The sequence below is a fragment of the Lentzea sp. NBC_00516 genome (assembly GCF_036346835.1).
Lineage (GTDB): Bacteria > Actinomycetota > Actinomycetes > Mycobacteriales > Pseudonocardiaceae > Lentzea > Lentzea sokolovensis.
Map to the genome: position 1 here is coordinate 6,134,489 of NZ_CP107840.1, position 15,250 is coordinate 6,149,738.

Sequence of the window (15,250 nt, forward strand, 5' to 3'; positions counted from 1 at the left end):
ATGAACCTAGGCCGGGTGATCACGAGCCGCAACCAAGAGAGGCAACGATTCAGAACCAATGGTCCACTTCAGCGTCTCAATTGCCGGGGTTCACGGGCCGCATCGCAAGCCTCGCGAGCAGGTCACGCCCCTTCTCGGCGGACTTCGGGCTGCACAGCACGTCGTACCGGTTCGCCACCAGCTGACTGGCCGACTGGAAGTCCCGCTTACCGCGCGCCGACCCGTACCCGACCGCCGCGAACACCAGCCCGAAGAACACACCGGTGATCAGACCAGTGAGCACCGGCCCGACGGTCACTCCCGGTTCGGGGCTGAAGAGGGTGAGCAAGAGCCCCACGAACAGGCCGAACCAGGCCCCGCTCGCCGCACCGGTCATGAGGACACGGCTCCAGGTGAGCTTGCCGGTGATGCGCTCGACGAGCATCAGGTCCACGCCGACGATCATGACGTCCTGGACCGGGAAATCTTCTACGGCGAGATGGTCAACCGCACGTTGCGCTTCCTCATACGTGGCGTACGAACCGACCGGCCACCCCGTCGGCGGGGTGGGCAGGCGGGGAGGGACGCCGGGCCGGTTCGGGTTGGCGAACGGACTCGTCACGGGGACCACCTCTGTCGGACGCGCTGATCGTCCCATCCTGCCAGTGCCCACTGCGGGGTGCCGAGACGCCTGCGGGTGTTTTGCCGGGATCACCTCTTCTGCGGCACGACCACGTGCTCGGCGTCGCGACAGGGCCGGAAGACCGCCAATCCTCGTCGCGCGGCTCTGCCATGATGGGCCGGTCTCCCGCGAACACCTTCAACGGGCATTGGACGTGCAGCGCCGGCTCGGCGATCTCGCGGATCTCACCGCGATCGTCGGTGATCTCACGGATCGGCCCCAAACGGGTCAGACGATGTCGGCGGCGTGGTATCCGCTTCGAAGCCACGAATCACCACGCCGTCCACACCGATCAAATGGTCGCGAACCAGAGTTCTTCCGCTGAGAACGCCTCTGCGCTCCCGCTTGGCAGAGCGTCAGGCAGGACGCGCCCTGGGAACGCTCTGCGCAGGGTGTCGACCTCGGCGGACAGGATCCGTTCCGTCCACGAGTTCACGGTCAGCGTCACAACGGAGCTTCTCGTCGATCGACGTGACGGTCATTTCGGCGGTCGAACAAGTCGGGTCCCCCGTGGTCACGCGCATGTCCCCCGACAACACAAGAACACCCGCTCGTTCGAAAAGGTGTTCGTCTTCTAGTGTCCTGAGTCGTTAATTCTCTGACAGTAGGCGGCTAGGGACTCGAGGATCTGGTCTGCTGTGCGGGTCCAGACGTAGGGCTTGGGGTTGGTGTTCCACTGCTCGATCCAGCCGCGGATGTCTTTCTCCAGTGCGGTGACCGAGCGGTGGACGCCCCGGCGAAGAAGCTTGACGGTGATCTCGGCGAAGAAGCGTTCGACCAGGTTGAGCCAGCTTGAGCTGGTCGGGGTGAAGTGCAAGTGGAAGCGTGGGTGCTTGAGCAGCCACGTCTTCACCGCGGGTGTCTTGTGGGTACTGAGGTTGTCGAGGATGACGTGGACATCCAGGCCGGTGGGCACGTTCTTGTCGATAGTGCGCAGAAACGCCAGGAACTCCTGGTGCCGGTGACGGCGTTTCACCGCGCTGATCACCTGTCCGGTGGCGATCTCCAGCGCTGCGAACAGGCTCGTGGTGCCGTGCCGGATGTAGTCGAAACTCTGTCGCTCGGGCACGCCGGGCAGCATCGGCAACACCGGCGCCGAGCGGTCCAGTGCCTGAATTCCGGTCTTCTCGTCCACGCACAACACCACGGCTTTCGCGGGCGGGTCGAGATAGAGGCCGACGACATCGCGGACCTTGTCCACGAACAACGGATCCTTGCTGATCTTGAAGGTGTCGACCTTGTGCGGCTTGAGGCCGAACGCCCGCCAGATCCGCGAGACCGCCGACTGCGACATCCCGACCTGCGTGGCCAGTGACCGGGTCGACCAGTGCGTCGCGCCGACCGGCTTGGTCTCCAGTGTCGTGACCACGATCTGCTCGACCTGATCGTCGGTGATCGTGCGCGGCCGGCCTGGGCGAGGCTCGTCCGACAACCCGTCCAGCCGGTCGCGCAGGAACCGTGCCCGCCAGGTCGCCACCGTCTGACGGCCCAGGCTCAACTGTTGCGCCACAACGGTGTTCGACTCACCAGTCTCAGCACATGCCAGCACGATCCGGGCTCGCAACGCCAACGCCTGCGCAGTTGTCCGCCGACGCGTCCAGCTCTCCAGGACTCGACGTTCGTCATCGGACAGGGTCAGCGGCACCAGTTTCGGGTTCGGCACCGACACAATCTAGTGCTGATGCCGAATTAACGACTCAGGACACTAGTTCGCGAACACCAGCTCGAAGCGGTGTGCGAACGCGCGGTACGACCTCGCGTAGACGTCCTTGCTGTCCGCCACCCGTTCCCGCTCCTTCTTCAGCACCTCACCGGCCGCGCCGACGTTCCCGTTGAGCACGTGGATGATCGCGAGCTTGCGCGCCCGTTCGAAGTCGAGCAACGACTCGGGCCTGGCGACGAGGTCGCGGGACAGCGCGTCCCACTTGGCGTGCTTGTCGATGTAGGGCTTGCCGTGCTTCAGAAACGCGCTCACCAAAGAGGAAGCGGTCGCCGTGTGGTCGCCGCCGGGTTCGAAGGTCCAGCGCCACACGGGTTTCTCGCCCATCAGCGAACCGACAGGCGTGGAAACGAAAGGCGTGGTCGGGATTCCGACGCCGAGCACGCGGCACACCTCGTCGTAGCGGCGGAAGCAGACACCGACCAGCGGGGTGACGTCCACCGAACCCGCCAGGCCGAAGCCGAGCCAGCCGGCGACGCCGTCACCACGCTCCTGGAGCCAGACGTGGCCGCGGCGGACGAAGCCCGTGGGGCGCAGGGCGGCGTCCACGGCCATGAGCACGTCAGTCTTCGGTGAAGGCCTCACGGAGGACAGGGTCCCAAACGACAGCGCATCTCGCCGGGTCAGTGCAGGACCGGGGTGAGGAACTCGGTCAGCTTGCGCAGGACGTCCGGCGGCACCTCGTCGAGGTGCTCCGTCAGCTGTAGAAGAATGCGGCCGCCACCCAGATGCTCAACGGCGACAACCGGCGCGGTCGCGCAGACTTCTTGCACACCACCCAAAGCGGCGACCTGGCGCGGTCCCAGCAACGTCGCCCAGTGCGGGCCGCGCGACAACTCCGCTGCCATGAAAAGGGATTCGTCCAGGCCCACGCCGGCGGCGACCTCGTGCGCGGTCCGCACGCCGACGCGGTCCAGCGTGATCCAGCCGCCGCAGGCCTGTGCGAGCGTGGCGCCCGAGCGGAACGTCGACAGCCATTCCTGTTGCACCACATGGGAAATCCAGCCGCCGAACAGCGAGCGTGCGGCCGTGACGGTGATCTGGTGGGGGAACGCGGGATCGTCCTTCAGCAGGATTTCCGCGCACCAGCCGTCGTCCACCAGGGGCAGGCCCTGGGAGTCGAGCTGGACGAGTTGCACGCGCAGGAACGACGGCAGGTCGTCGAGGGCGGCCGACCACGACGGAAGGGTGAAGTCACCCGAAGAGAGCAGGAGGCGGGCATAACCCGGCGGACCCCAGGGCGTTGTGTCGGAAGGGTGGTAGTCGCGCGCCACTGCCACGAGTTCCTCGACGGAGGCCGGGCAGAGGGGTGCGAGCAGACCGGTGAACAGGTCGCCGAACCACTTGGCCAGCGCTGGACGGTCGACGCCGGAGAACGTGTCCAGCTCCAGACGGACCACGTGTGGCGGCGACACAGGTCTCGGAAGTGTCAGATCTGTGCTCAAAGTGAGCGAACCTTATGGCCCGCGGGCAAAAACCGTTAGGGACCAATCCCGTGAAAGATTGGCCCCTAACGGACGAACGTCAACTCGCGGCTAGCCGCGTGACTGGTAGTCGCGCAGCAGGCCGCGCGAGATGATCGTCTTCTGGATCTCGGACGTGCCCTCGCCGATCAGCAGGAACGGGGCCTCGCGCATCAGGCGCTCGATCTCGTATTCCTTGGAATAGCCGTAGCCGCCGTGGATTCGGAACGACTCCTGCGTCACCTCGGCGCAGTATTCGGAGGCGATGAGCTTCGCCATGCCGGCCTCGACGTCGTTGCGCTGGCCCGAGTCCTTCAGCCGCGCGGCGTTGACCATCATCAGGTGCGCGGCCTCGACCTTGGTCGCCATCTCGGCGAGCTTGAAGGCGATGGCCTGGTGCTCGACGATGGCCTTGCCGAACGTCCTGCGCTGCTGCGAGTACTCGATCGCGAGCTCGAAGGCCCGGATCGAGATGCCGCACGCGCGGGCGGCCACGTTCACGCGGCCCACCTCGACGCCGTCCATCATGTGCCGGAAGCCCTGGCCCGTGACGCCGCCGAGCACCTGGTCCGCGGCGATCTCGAAGCCGTCGAACACCATCTCGGTGGTGTCGACGCCCTTGTAGCCCATCTTGTCGATCTTGCCCGGGATCGTGAGGCCAGGCAGGACCTCGCCGTAACCCTCGGGCTTCTCGACCAGGAACGTCGTGAGGTTCTGGTGCGGCTTCTCGGCGCCCTCGTCGGTCTTCACCAGCACGGCGGTGAGGTTGGACGTGCCACCGTTCGTCAGCCACATCTTCTGGCCGTTGATCGTGTAGCCGGAATCGCCGCGCACGGCACGGGTGCGGATCGCCGCGACGTCGGAGCCGAGTTCGGGCTCGGACATGGAGAACGAGCCGCGCACCTCGCCGGTGGCCATGCGCGGCAGGTACTTCTGCTTCTGCTCGGGCGTCCCGTGCTGCTTGAGCATGTGCGCCACGATGAAGTGGGTGTTGATGACGCCGGAGACGCTCATCCAGCCCCGCGCGATCTGCTCGACCACCAGCGCGTAGGTCAGCAGGGACTCGCCCAGGCCGCCGTACTCCTCCGGGATCGTCAGGCCGAAGAGACCCATCTCCTTCATGCCCTCGACGATGTCGGCGGGGTACGTGTCGCCGTGCTCCAGCGTCTGGGCGTGCGGGATGATCTCCTTGTCCACGAACGTGCGAACGGTCGCGAGGATTTCTTCCTGGATGTCCGTGAGACCCGCGGTCTGGGCGAGGCGCGCCATCGCACTTCCCTTCCAAGGCTTTGGTTACCGGCGAGTATGGACCGGTTAACGCCCGTTTGCGACCGGGGTGTGCTCTCCGCAACAACAGCGGCACCTGCTGTACCGAAACAGCATCCCTGACAGGTGTAATCGCGCACCCACGCGCGACGAACTGAAAGGCGGGACCTTAAGATCCCGCCTCACCACTTCTAGGGGGACCACCATGACCTACGACCCGTACAACCCGAAGCAGCCAGGGGATCCGTACGGCCAGCAGCAGCCGCCTTACGGCCAGCCCGGCCCGTACGGCCAGCAGCCGCCCTACGGCTACGGCTACCCGCCGCCCATGCCGCCGAAGTCGCAGCAGAGCGCGATTCTCTCGCTGGTTCTGTCCTGCGTGGGTTTCGTGTCGTGTGGCGTGACGGCGATCGTCGGCGTCGTCTTCGGTCACATCGCGATGGGGAAGATCAAGCGGGGCGAGGAGGAAGGACACGGTTTGGCCATGGCCGGCCTGGTCGTCGGCTACCTCGTCATCGCCGGATGGCTGGCCTACTTCGCGATCATCGTCATCGCGATCATCGCGGGCGTGAACAGCAGCACGTACTAGCGGAAAGCTCAGCCCGCGAGGGCGATCTCCAGTGCGCCGCCGCAGTGGCGGCAGACGTCGGCGAACACGTGGACGTCGGAAGCGCATCCAGGGCAGCTGCGGAAGCTGCGCTCGAGCAGGTCGTCCTCGCGACGTTTGAAGAGCCGCAACCGTCTGCTCGTCTTGCCGTTACTGGAACGTGACATGCCCAAGAGCATGCCCCCGCGCCGGGGGTGGATCGCAAACTTCAGTGACGGATTGTGCGCCACTTCACCAGTTTTGAATGCAACCCGTGACGGTCGAACACGTCCGGTGACATTCGTGGTGAAGTAGCGCACAATCCGTATCGGAATCAGGCCTCCGGCGGCGTCCACACGTTCGCGCGCGCCATGCCCGCGGCACGGCCCTTGCCGGAGATCACCAACGCCATCTTGCGCGACGCCTCGTCGATCATCTCGTCGCCGAGCATGACCGCGCCGCGCCTGCCGCCCGCCTCGGACGTGTAGAACTCGTACGCGTCGAGGATGTTCTCGGCGTGGTCGTAGTCGTCCTGCTTCGGGCTGAAGACCTCGTTGGCCGCGTCGATCTGGCCGGGGTGCAGCACCCACTTGCCGTCGAAGCCCAGCGCAGCCGAACGACCGGCGACGCGCTTGTAGCCGTCGACGTCGCGAATCTGCAGGTAGGGGCCGTCGATGGCCTGCTTGTCGTGGGCCCGCGCGGCCATCAGGATCCGCATCAGGATGTAGTGGTAGGCGTCGCCGACGTCGTAGCCGGGCGGCTGTTCGCCGACGACCAGCGACTTCATGTTGATCGACGCCATGAAGTCCGCCGGGCCGAAGATGATCGTCTCGACGCGCGGGGACGCGGTGGCGATCGCGTTGACGTTGTTCAGGCCCAGGGCGTTCTCGATCTGCGCCTCGATGCCGATCTTGCCGACCTCGTAGCCCATCGTCTTCTCGATCTGGGTGATCAGGAAGTCGAGCGCGACGACCTGCTCGGGCGTCTGGACCTTCGGCAGCATGATGCAGTCGAGGTTCGCGCCGGCGCCCTCGACGACCTCGGTGACGTCGCGGTAGGTCCACTCCGTCGTCCAGTCGTTGACGCGGACGACGCGGGCCTTGTCGCCCCAGCCGCCCTCGTTGAGCGACGCGACGATGGTCTTGCGGGCGTCGGGCTTGGCCAGCGGCGCGCAGGCGTCCTCCAGGTCCAGGAACACCTGGTCCGCCGGCAGCGTGCGCGCCTTGTCGATCATCTTCTGGCTGGAGCCGGGAACCGCAAGGCACGAGCGACGGGGACGCTGCTGGTCGACCACTGGAGTACCTCCTTGTACCGGCCGGTAACTATGAGCGCCACAGTGGCACGCATCATCTCCGGGCGCATATTCGCTGAGTCCCGTTTCACAAAGCCTGGCAGGCTGAACCGGTGGAGATCACTCGAGTACTGGACGCGGCGCTGCGGAAAGCGGCGGCCGTCTGGATCACCTCGCCCGGACACGAACCCCGTCTCGTGCACTCCCACTGGCGCGCCGACTCCCTGTGGGTCATCTCCGGCGGCACCGAACCGGAGGTGCCGGGACTGACCGATGGAGCAGAGGTCACCGTCACCGTCCGCTCCCCCAGCACGCACTCGCACCTCATCGACGCGTCCGCGGTCGCGCATCTGACCGAGCCCGACGACGAGACGACGCTGGCGTTGAAGACCGCCCGGCTCAACACCAAACCGGAGTGGGACGCGGTGTACCGGCTGGAGTTCGGCTCATGATCACCGTGCCCGAGGGCTTCGGTGAGGGCCTGGGCGACGGCGCCGGCGAGTGGGTCGCGAAGCTGCCGAGGCTCGCCACCAAGGCGTGCGCTCGCTGGCAGCTCACCCCGGACGGCGCACTGATGAACGGGTTCTGCGCCGTCGTGCTGCCGGTCCGCAGAGCCGACGGCCATCCCGCCGTGCTCAAGCTGAGCTGGGTCGACAACGAGACGGCGCAGGAACCGCTGGCGCTCAAGCTCTACAACGGCGACGGCGCCGTCCAGCTGCTCGGCCACGACGAGGAGCTCGGCGCGCTGCTGCTGGAACGCCTCGACCAGCACTCGCTCGACGACGAGCCGATCGACCTGGCGATCGGCGTGATCGGCGAGCTGCTGCGCCGCCACCGCGGTGTCGAGGCTCCCGGCGAGATCCGGCGCTTCGCGAACACCCTCCGAAGCCATCCCGCGATCCCCGCGAAGCTGCTCGACGCCGCCCGCGAGGCCGGGACGGGGCCGATGGGCACGACGCTGGTCAACGAGGACCTGCACTACCAGAACGTGCTGCGCGGCGACCGCGAGCCGTGGCTGGTGATCGACCCGAAACCACTGTCCGGTGATCCCGAGTACTGCGTGATTCCGTTGCTGTGGAACAGGTTCGACGAACTGGACGGCCACCGGGGGCTCACCGACCGGTTCCTCGCGATCTGCGACGCGGGAGAGCTGGACGTCGCGAAAGCACGTGACTGGACGCTGCACCGCGCTGTCGCCAACTGGATCTGGTGCCTGGAAGAGGACTTCGAGGACATGGCGGTGATCTGCGCCGACATTGCCGGGTGGGCGGCCCGGACCTGATCTAGCCTGGGTGTTGTGGTGGCTGTGAACAGGATCTACATCGCCCAGCTGGCCGGACTTCCCGTGTTCGGCCCCGACGGCGAACCCATCGGCAAGGCCCGTGACGTCGTGATCAGCCTCCGCATCGACCGGCAACCGCCGCGTGTGCTCGGCATGGTCGTCGAGCTGGTGACGCGCCGGCGGATCTTCGTGCCGATGCTGCGGGTCACCTCGATCGAACCGAACGCCGTGACGCTCGCGACCGGATCGGTGAACCTGCGGCCGTTCCACCAGCGCGTCAACGAGGTGCTGGTGATCGGCGAACTGCTCGACGCCAAGATCCAGGTCGGGGACGACGCGACCGCGGTGGTCGTGGACGCCGCGATGGAGGTCACCCGCACCCGCGACTGGCGCATGGTCCGCGTCGCCGGGCGCGAACGGACCGGCAGGTTCAGCCTCAAGGGGCCGGTGCAGGTGTGGCGGTGGGAGGACGTCGCCGGCCTGAGCGTGAACGAGATCGCGGGCCAGCCGCAGAGCGCGCACCAACTGGTGGCGGTCTTCGAGGGCATGCGCGCGGCCGACGTCGCGAACTCCCTGCACGAGCTGCCGCCCAAGCGCCGCTACGAGGTGGCGGACGCGCTCGACGACGAACGGCTCGCGGACGTCATCGAGGAACTGTCCGAAGACGACCAGAAAGACGTCCTGTCGCACCTGGACGAGGAACGCGCCGCGGACATCCTGGAGGCGATGAACCCGGACGACGCGGCGGACCTGCTGAGCGAGCTCGCCGAGGGCATGAAGGACCGGTTGCTGGAACTGATGGAACCGGAGGAGTCGGCCCCGGTCCGGCGCCTGCTGGAGTACTCGTTCGACACGGCCGGCGGCCTCATGACACCGGAGCCGATCATCCTCACGCCGGACGCGACGATCGCGGAAGCGTTGGCACGAGTGCGAAATCCCGACCTCACGCCCGCGCTGGCGTCGATGGTCTTCGTGTGCCGTTCCCCCTCCGCGACGCCGACCGGCCGCTACCTCGGCTGCGTGCACATCCAACGGCTGCTGCGCGAACCACCGTTCGACCTCGTCGCCGGAGTGCTCGACACGGACTTGACCTCCCTGTCGGCGGACGCCTCGCTGAGCGACGTGACGCGCTACTTCGCGACCTACAACCTGGTGTGCGCCCCGGTGCTCGACGAGGCCGAGCACCTGCTCGGCGCCGTCACCGTGGACGACGTGCTGGACCACCTGCTGCCGGCGAACTGGCGCGAGACGGGACTGAGCCATGCCTGAACTGCTGCCTCGGCGCAGACTCGACCTGCCGCGCGAACCACGCGGCTTCCGCTTCTCGATCGACCCCGACACCTTCGGCCAGCTCTCCGAACGGCTCGCGCGGTTCCTCGGCACCGGCAAGTTCCTGTTCTGGCAGACGCTGTTGGTGCTCGCCTGGATCGTGGTGAACCTCGTGGCCGTGTCGCTGCGCTGGGACCCGTACCCGTTCATCCTGCTGAACCTGGCGTTCTCGACGCAGGCCGCCTACGCCGCGCCGTTGATCCTGCTCGCGCAGAACCGGCAGGACGACCGGGACCGGGTGTCGCTGGAGGAGGACCGGTCGCGGGCGGCGCAGACCAAGGCCGACACCGAGTACCTGGCGCGTGAGCTGGCGGCGGTGCGGCTGGCGCTGGGCGAGGTGGCGACGCGCGACTTCATCCGCGGTGAGCTGGAGAAGCTGATGAAGGAGCAGAACAACCTGAAGAAGGTCCGGCCTTGACGGCGCCGGCGGAAGCGCGCCGGATCACGTCCTGATCCGGCCACTCGCGACCAGGTCCGCCAGGACCTCGTGGATCGCGGGAGCGGTCTCGGCGTGCCCGCGGTACTCGTCCCGTGTCACGTACGTCAGTTCGGCGATCTCGCTCGTGGGCTGCGGCGTGCCCAGCAGCGAAGCCGTGAAGCAGGTCATGTCGACCATCGCGCCCTCCCCCTCGCCGTAGGCCGGGGCGACGTAGCGCTTGAGGACCTCGGGGCCGTCGAGTTCGATGCCGAGTTCTTCCCTGACCTCCCTGCGCACGGCGTCAAAGGGGGTCTCACCTGGCTCGATCTTGCCGCCGGGAAGGTAGAAGGCCTTCTTGTTGCGTGAGCGAACAACGAGGAGGCGGCCAGCCTCGACGTGCACCAGTCCCACCACCGTGATCACGGAAAGACGTCGTCCGTGGCCAGGCGATCGCAAGTGCGGCCGAAGGCCTCGAGCTCACCGGGGCCGAAGCTCTCCCCGAAGTGCTCGGCGACGCCGGCGAGGTGGGTGGTGGAGGCACTGCGCAGGCGTTCTGCGCCCAGCGGTGTGAGCACGGCCACGATGCCGCGTCCGTCACCGTCGGCGCGTTCCCGCCCGACGAGGCCTGCCCGTTCCAGACGGTCCACCAGGCGGGTCACGCCAGAGCGGGACAGCAGAACGGCATCGGCCAGTTCGGTCATGCGCATGCGCATGGAAGGCGTCTCGGCCAGTTGAACCAGCACGTCGTACGCCGCGAGCGATAGGCGCTGCTCAGCAATCAGTTCGGCCTCGAGGACCCTCGTGATCCGTGCATGCGCGCGGAGGAACGATCGCCACACCCCTAGCTCGACACGGGTGGGCAACCGGGAACTACCCGATTCCGGCACGGGCGTCGATGTTACGGACAGCGCGCTCCCGGCTACGACCTGGGCCTGTGCGGAGAAGTGACCGGCCGGTAGTAGGGGCGCGAACCGGACGTAGCATGGGGCAGGTGACCACCACACAGCCACTCCCCACCGTCGAGGACGTCCGCAAGGCGCTCTCCGGTGTGCAGGACCCCGAGATCCGCCGCCCGATCACCGAGATCGGCATGGTCAAGGACGTCGAGGTCGGCGCGGACGGCGTCGTGGTGGTCGGCATCTTCCTCACGGTCGCGGGCTGCCCGATGCGCGACAAGATCACCAAGGACGTCACCGCGGCCGTCACGGCTCTGGACGGCGTCTCGTCCGTGCGCGTCGACCTCGACGTGATGAGCGACGCCCAGCGCACCGAGCTCCGCAAGACGCTGCGCGGCGGCGCGGAAGAGCCGGTCATCCCGTTCGCCCAGCCGGGCTCGCTGACGCGCGTGTACTGCGTCGCGTCCGGCAAGGGCGGCGTCGGCAAGTCGTCCGTGACCGTGAACCTCGCCGTGGCGATGGCCGCCCGCGGACTGTCCGTCGGCATCGTCGACGCGGACATCTACGGCCACTCGATCCCGCGCATGCTGGCTGTCGAGGGCAAGCCCACCCAGGTCGAGAAGATGATCATGCCGCCGCAGTCGCAGGGCGTGAAGGTCATCTCGATCGGCATGTTCACGCCGGGCAACACACCGGTCGTGTGGCGCGGGCCGATGCTGCACCGCGCGTTGCAGCAGTTCCTCGCGGACGTGTTCTGGGGCGACCTGGACGTGCTGCTGATCGACCTGCCGCCCGGCACCGGCGACATCGCGATCTCCGTCGCCCAGCTCGTGCCGAACGCCGAGATCCTGGTCGTCACCACCCCGCAGCAGGCCGCCGCCGAGGTGGCCGAGCGCGCAGGGTCGATCGCGCTGCAGACCCGTCAGCGGGTCTCGGGTGTCATCGAGAACATGTCGTGGCTGGAAATGCCCGACGGCTCCCGCATGGAGGTCTTCGGCACCGGTGGCGGCGCGGCCGTCGCCGAGTCGCTGACCAAGGCCATCGGCTCCGACGTGCCGCTGCTCGGCCAGGTGCCGCTCGACCCGCGTCTGCGGGAGAACGGCGACTCTGGCACGCCGATCGTGCAGGCGGTGCCGGAGTCGGCCGCGGCTCAGGTGCTGACCGAGATCGCCACGAAGCTGTCGGTTCGTTCGCGCGGACTGGCGGGACGTTTGCTGAACGTCTCCCCCGCGGGCCGCTAGAAACTCAGGTCGCGTCCGGGTCGTACGGCGGACGCTCGCCCGGTGCGAGCGGACGCTGTTCGGCCGCGGGCGGGGTCGACGGCGTCGGGTAGCCGTTGGACTTGGTCGGTTCGGGGTCGTCGAAGAGGTGCTTGGTCACCGCGCGCTTCGGGTCGAAGTTGCGCAGCTCCCGCAGGTCTTCGAGGGGCTTGCGGAGCGACTCGAACTCCGGGCCCATCTCCTGCTTCAGCTGCTCCCGCGCGCCGGTCGCGTACTCGCGGACCTGCCTCACCGTCTTGCCCAGCCAGGCCGCGGCCGATGGCAGGCGTTCGGGCCCCAGGATGAAGAGACCCGCGACGACGATGATGAGGATCTCTACCCATCCGATGCTGTCGAACACAGGTCTCAGCCTACTTCTCAGTCGCTCTTGAGTGTGACGTCTAGTTTCAGCTCACGGCCTTGGCGGGCAAGGACTACCTGCACGGTTTCGCCGATTTCGTGCTCCCTGACCGCGACGACCAGTTCGGCGGCGTTGCGGACCATGCGGTCGCCGAGCTTGGTGATGACGTCGCCCTCCTGGATGCCCGCGGCGGCCGCGGCACCTCCCGCGGGGACGTTCTGCACCTGGGCGCCTTCGGAGGTCTCGGCGGACACGGACTTCACGTTGAGGTTCATGTCCGCGTGCTTGACCTGGCCGTTGCGGATCAGTTCCTCACTGATCTTGCGGGCCTGCTTGCCGGAGATCGCGAAGCCGAGGCCGACCGAACCGCCGGTCTCGGTGCGGATCGACGAGTTGATGCCGATCAGGGCGCCGCGCGAGTCGACCAGCGCGCCGCCCGAGTTGCCGGGGTTGATGGCGGCGTCGGTCTGGATCGCGTCGTAGGTGACCTGCGGGCCGCCGTTCTCGCCCGCGGCGGTCACCGGGCGGTGCAGCGCGGAGACGATGCCCTCGGTGACGGTGTTGGACAGCTGCAGCGGCGAGCCGATGGCGATCACGCTGTCGCCGACCTGGAGGTCGTCGGAGTTGCCGAACTGCAGGACGGTGGGGTTGGTGACCTCGACCTTGATGACCGCGAGGTCGGTCTTCGGGTCGCGGCCGACGACGCGGGCGGCAGCGCGGGTGCCGTCGGTGAAGACGGCGCTGAGCTTGGCCGAGGAGTCCTGCGCGGCCGGGGCGACGACGTGGTCGTTGGTCAGGATGTAGCCGCCGGCCTCGATGATGACGCCGGAACCGACACCCGCGACGTTCGCGCCCTTGAACTCGATCGAGACGACGCTGGGCGTGACGCGCTTGGCGATCTCCGAGATCGAACCGGCGGGACGTTCCTTGCCCTCCGTGATCTCGGCCAGAGTGACGGTCGAGTCGGTCAGGGGGTTTCCGGCCCGTCCGATCAGCCAGCCGACGAGACCGCCGACGGCGCCGAGCACGAGCGCGACCGTGAGCAGCAACGCCATCGCGGCGGGCTTCACCCGGCGGCCGAACAGCAGTTCGGGAACGCTCAGCTGCGGACCGGGCTCGGGCTTGCGCTCAGGTTCGCCGGGCGGGTCCTCACCGACGGCGGGCGGGCCGATCACGGCACCGGAGGCCGGGTCGCGCCACGGGTCACCGGCGGGCTTGTCGCCCCAGAACACCGGGTCGATGTCCGGATCCGGGTCGGACACGGGCTGCGGCGGCCGCTGCAACAGTTCCTGGGAGCCCTGCCGGCCGAACGCCGTGACGAGGGACTCGGGAGGCGGCGGCGCGGACTGGAGCTGGGACACGGGCACGTCGCGCGCGGCGAACGCCCCGGCGACACCATCCGGGCGGCCGAAGGCGGTGGCGGACGCGGGGTCGACCGGCGGCTGCACCAGTGGCCGTGGCCGGAGCCGGCGATGGGCTCCGTCGTCCACTCCGGAAACGGGTGTGGACGTCTGGCCGTTGGGCGACTGCTGGCTCATCTCTCCCCGAGTTTTCCGCTAGGAGTGCTGAACTACAGCGTGCCTCACGAACAGTGAAATGACTGTCAGGGGGTGGTCGCGAAGATCGCGCCGGCGTTCTGCGGGACCGGCGTCGTGGCAGGCGCCTCGCTCTCCGGTGTGGTGAACGCGAGCGCGCTCAGCAACATGCCGCTCACGACGACCCCGGCACCCTGACGGGCACGGCGGCCGCTGAACCAGCCGTTGCTGCCCAGAGGTCTCGACGAACCCAGCACCGGCCCTGAGCCGAACGCGGGCTTGTCCGTCCTCTGCACGGCGACGAACTGACCGTCCTCGGTGATCGCGAGCCCGTCCGGAGCGGACGGCAGTTCGACCTCCTGGGGGATCGCGCCGAGCCTGTCCAGCAGCGAGGCCGACGCCGTGGGCGTCGAAGCGGTGCGCACCGCGGAGCGCGCCTGCTGCTGCGTGAAGGTCTCGAATGCGCAGAAGCCGCAGCGCTGGATGTGCGCGGAGGCTCGCTCGTGGGCGGTCGAGGACAGTTCTCCGTCCACGAACGCGACCACGGCATCCGGCAAGAGATGCTGCTCAGGCAGGCCCCAACCACGGAGGTCGGTCATGCAGAGTCCTCCAGCAACGATTCTTGACGACGGCGTTCGAGCGCGACCCGCAGAGCCTGGCGGCCCCGGTGGATCCTGCTCCTCACCGTACCCATCTTCACCCCTAGCGTGGCGCCGATCTCCTCGTAGGAAAGGCCCTCCACGTCACAGAGCACGACCGCGGCACGGAACTCCGGCGGGAGCTCGTCCAGCGCGGCCTGCAGGTCGGGGTCCAGATGGTTCTCGTCATAGATTTCCTCAGGGGACAGGTCGTCACCCTCGAGGCGGTCGTTGTCCTCAGGCAGCGCCTCCATGCGCACGCGGCTGCGCCGACGTGCCATGTCGAGGAAGAGGTTGGTGGTGATGCGGTGCAGCCACCCCTCGAAGGTGCCCGGCTTGTACGATGCCAGCGACCGGAAGACGCGGATGAAAGTCTCCTGCGTCAGGTCTTCGGCGTCGTGCTGGTTGCCGGTCAAGCGGTACGCGAGCCGGTAGACCCTGTCCGCGTGCTCACGGACGATCGCGTCCCACGAGGGCGGCGTCCAGTCGGCCGTCTCGATGGGCGCGACGGCCTCCGGAGAACTCGACTGCGTGCGCATCAGGTG

At 67.8% G+C, this 15,250-nt stretch carries 19 protein-coding genes; 6 read left to right on the forward strand and 13 right to left on the reverse strand.

The annotated features are described in order from the left end of the window. Positions 1-76: 76 nt before the first annotated feature. The 5 genes from OG205_RS27505 to OG205_RS27525 form a co-directional block, all read right to left on the reverse strand. Positions 77-637 carry a general stress protein gene (locus OG205_RS27505; protein ID WP_330270925.1) on the reverse strand — a complete coding sequence of 187 codons (561 nt, stop codon included), beginning with the start codon at positions 635-637 and terminating at the stop codon, positions 77-79. A 598-nt stretch (positions 638-1,235) separates the two neighbouring features. Further along, the gene (locus OG205_RS27510) at positions 1,236-2,324 is read right to left on the reverse strand and encodes an IS630 family transposase (protein WP_442916586.1); all 1,089 of its coding nucleotides are present in this window, start codon (positions 2,322-2,324) and stop codon (positions 1,236-1,238) included. A 42-nt stretch (positions 2,325-2,366) separates the two neighbouring features. Continuing rightward, positions 2,367-2,966 (reverse strand): hypothetical protein, encoded by a 600-nt coding sequence (locus OG205_RS27515; RefSeq protein WP_330270926.1) that lies wholly within the window; start codon positions 2,964-2,966, stop codon positions 2,367-2,369. Positions 2,967-3,004: 38 nt separating this feature from the next. After that, positions 3,005-3,781 (reverse strand): hypothetical protein, encoded by a 777-nt coding sequence (locus OG205_RS27520; RefSeq protein WP_330270927.1) that lies wholly within the window; start codon positions 3,779-3,781, stop codon positions 3,005-3,007. A 135-nt stretch (positions 3,782-3,916) separates the two neighbouring features. Next, positions 3,917-5,113, reverse strand: a complete 1,197-nt coding sequence (locus OG205_RS27525; protein WP_093602395.1) for an acyl-CoA dehydrogenase family protein — start codon at positions 5,111-5,113, stop codon at positions 3,917-3,919. A 202-nt stretch (positions 5,114-5,315) separates the two neighbouring features. On the opposite strand from OG205_RS27525, the gene OG205_RS27530 reads away from it, so the two are divergent. Further along, positions 5,316-5,699: a DUF4190 domain-containing protein gene (locus tag OG205_RS27530; protein ID WP_330270928.1), complete on the forward strand. Its 384-nt coding sequence runs from the start codon at positions 5,316-5,318 to the stop codon at positions 5,697-5,699. Between the two features lie 8 nt (positions 5,700-5,707). Here OG205_RS27530 and OG205_RS27535 read toward each other — a convergent pair whose 3' ends face one another. Both OG205_RS27535 and OG205_RS27540 read right to left on the reverse strand, forming a co-directional pair. After that, on the reverse strand, positions 5,708-5,884 hold the full coding sequence (locus OG205_RS27535) for a hypothetical protein (RefSeq protein WP_319980195.1): 177 nt from the start codon (positions 5,882-5,884) through the stop codon (positions 5,708-5,710). A 146-nt stretch (positions 5,885-6,030) separates the two neighbouring features. Beyond that, positions 6,031-6,990, reverse strand: a complete 960-nt coding sequence (locus OG205_RS27540; RefSeq protein WP_330270929.1) for an HpcH/HpaI aldolase/citrate lyase family protein — start codon at positions 6,988-6,990, stop codon at positions 6,031-6,033. Positions 6,991-7,100: 110 nt separating this feature from the next. Here OG205_RS27540 and OG205_RS27545 point away from each other — a divergent pair, with 110 nt between their 5' ends. From OG205_RS27545 to OG205_RS27560, 4 genes are read left to right on the forward strand one after another with little or no spacing between them, the layout of a single operon-like run. Then, positions 7,101-7,439 carry a hypothetical protein gene (locus tag OG205_RS27545; protein ID WP_330270930.1) on the forward strand — a complete coding sequence of 113 codons (339 nt, stop codon included), beginning with the start codon at positions 7,101-7,103 and terminating at the stop codon, positions 7,437-7,439. After that, positions 7,436-8,269, forward strand: a complete 834-nt coding sequence (locus OG205_RS27550; RefSeq protein WP_330270931.1) for an aminoglycoside phosphotransferase family protein — start codon at positions 7,436-7,438, stop codon at positions 8,267-8,269. The genes OG205_RS27545 and OG205_RS27550 overlap by 4 nt, the downstream gene beginning before the upstream one ends. Before the next feature lie 15 nt (positions 8,270-8,284). After that, positions 8,285-9,538: a magnesium transporter MgtE N-terminal domain-containing protein gene (locus tag OG205_RS27555; protein WP_330270932.1), complete on the forward strand. Its 1,254-nt coding sequence runs from the start codon at positions 8,285-8,287 to the stop codon at positions 9,536-9,538. Beyond that, positions 9,531-10,016, forward strand: a complete 486-nt coding sequence (locus tag OG205_RS27560) for a DUF1003 domain-containing protein (protein ID WP_330270933.1) — start codon at positions 9,531-9,533, stop codon at positions 10,014-10,016. Before OG205_RS27555 ends, OG205_RS27560 begins: the two co-directional genes overlap by 8 nt. A 24-nt stretch (positions 10,017-10,040) precedes the next feature. On the opposite strand, the gene OG205_RS27565 is transcribed toward OG205_RS27560, so the two are convergent. Beyond that, positions 10,041-10,439, reverse strand: coding sequence for an NUDIX hydrolase (locus tag OG205_RS27565; RefSeq protein ID WP_330270934.1), 399 nt, complete (start codon positions 10,437-10,439; stop codon positions 10,041-10,043). Further along, positions 10,436-10,903, reverse strand: coding sequence for a MarR family winged helix-turn-helix transcriptional regulator (locus OG205_RS27570; protein ID WP_330270935.1), 468 nt, complete (start codon positions 10,901-10,903; stop codon positions 10,436-10,438). Before OG205_RS27570 ends, OG205_RS27565 begins: the two co-directional genes overlap by 4 nt. 104 nt (positions 10,904-11,007) lie before the next feature. Between OG205_RS27570 and OG205_RS27575 the strand changes: the two genes are divergently transcribed. Continuing rightward, positions 11,008-12,153, forward strand: coding sequence for an Mrp/NBP35 family ATP-binding protein (locus tag OG205_RS27575; RefSeq protein WP_330270936.1), 1,146 nt, complete (start codon positions 11,008-11,010; stop codon positions 12,151-12,153). A 4-nt stretch (positions 12,154-12,157) separates the two neighbouring features. Here the strand turns inward: OG205_RS27575 and tatB are convergent, their stop codons facing one another. From tatB to sigE, 4 genes are all read right to left on the reverse strand, one after another. Next, positions 12,158-12,532, reverse strand: a complete 375-nt coding sequence (gene tatB, locus OG205_RS27580; RefSeq protein WP_330270937.1) for a Sec-independent protein translocase protein TatB — start codon at positions 12,530-12,532, stop codon at positions 12,158-12,160. A gap of 17 nt (positions 12,533-12,549) precedes the next feature. Beyond that, a complete protein-coding gene (locus tag OG205_RS27585; RefSeq protein WP_330270938.1) occupies positions 12,550-14,070 on the reverse strand; it encodes a S1C family serine protease in 1,521 nt (506 codons plus the stop codon). A gap of 65 nt (positions 14,071-14,135) precedes the next feature. Continuing rightward, positions 14,136-14,666 carry a zf-HC2 domain-containing protein gene (locus tag OG205_RS27590; RefSeq protein WP_330270939.1) on the reverse strand — a complete coding sequence of 177 codons (531 nt, stop codon included), beginning with the start codon at positions 14,664-14,666 and terminating at the stop codon, positions 14,136-14,138. Further along, a complete protein-coding gene (sigE, locus tag OG205_RS27595; protein ID WP_169746025.1) occupies positions 14,663-15,244 on the reverse strand; it encodes an RNA polymerase sigma factor SigE in 582 nt (193 codons plus the stop codon). Before sigE ends, OG205_RS27590 begins: the two co-directional genes overlap by 4 nt. Positions 15,245-15,250: the final 6 nt, after the last annotated feature.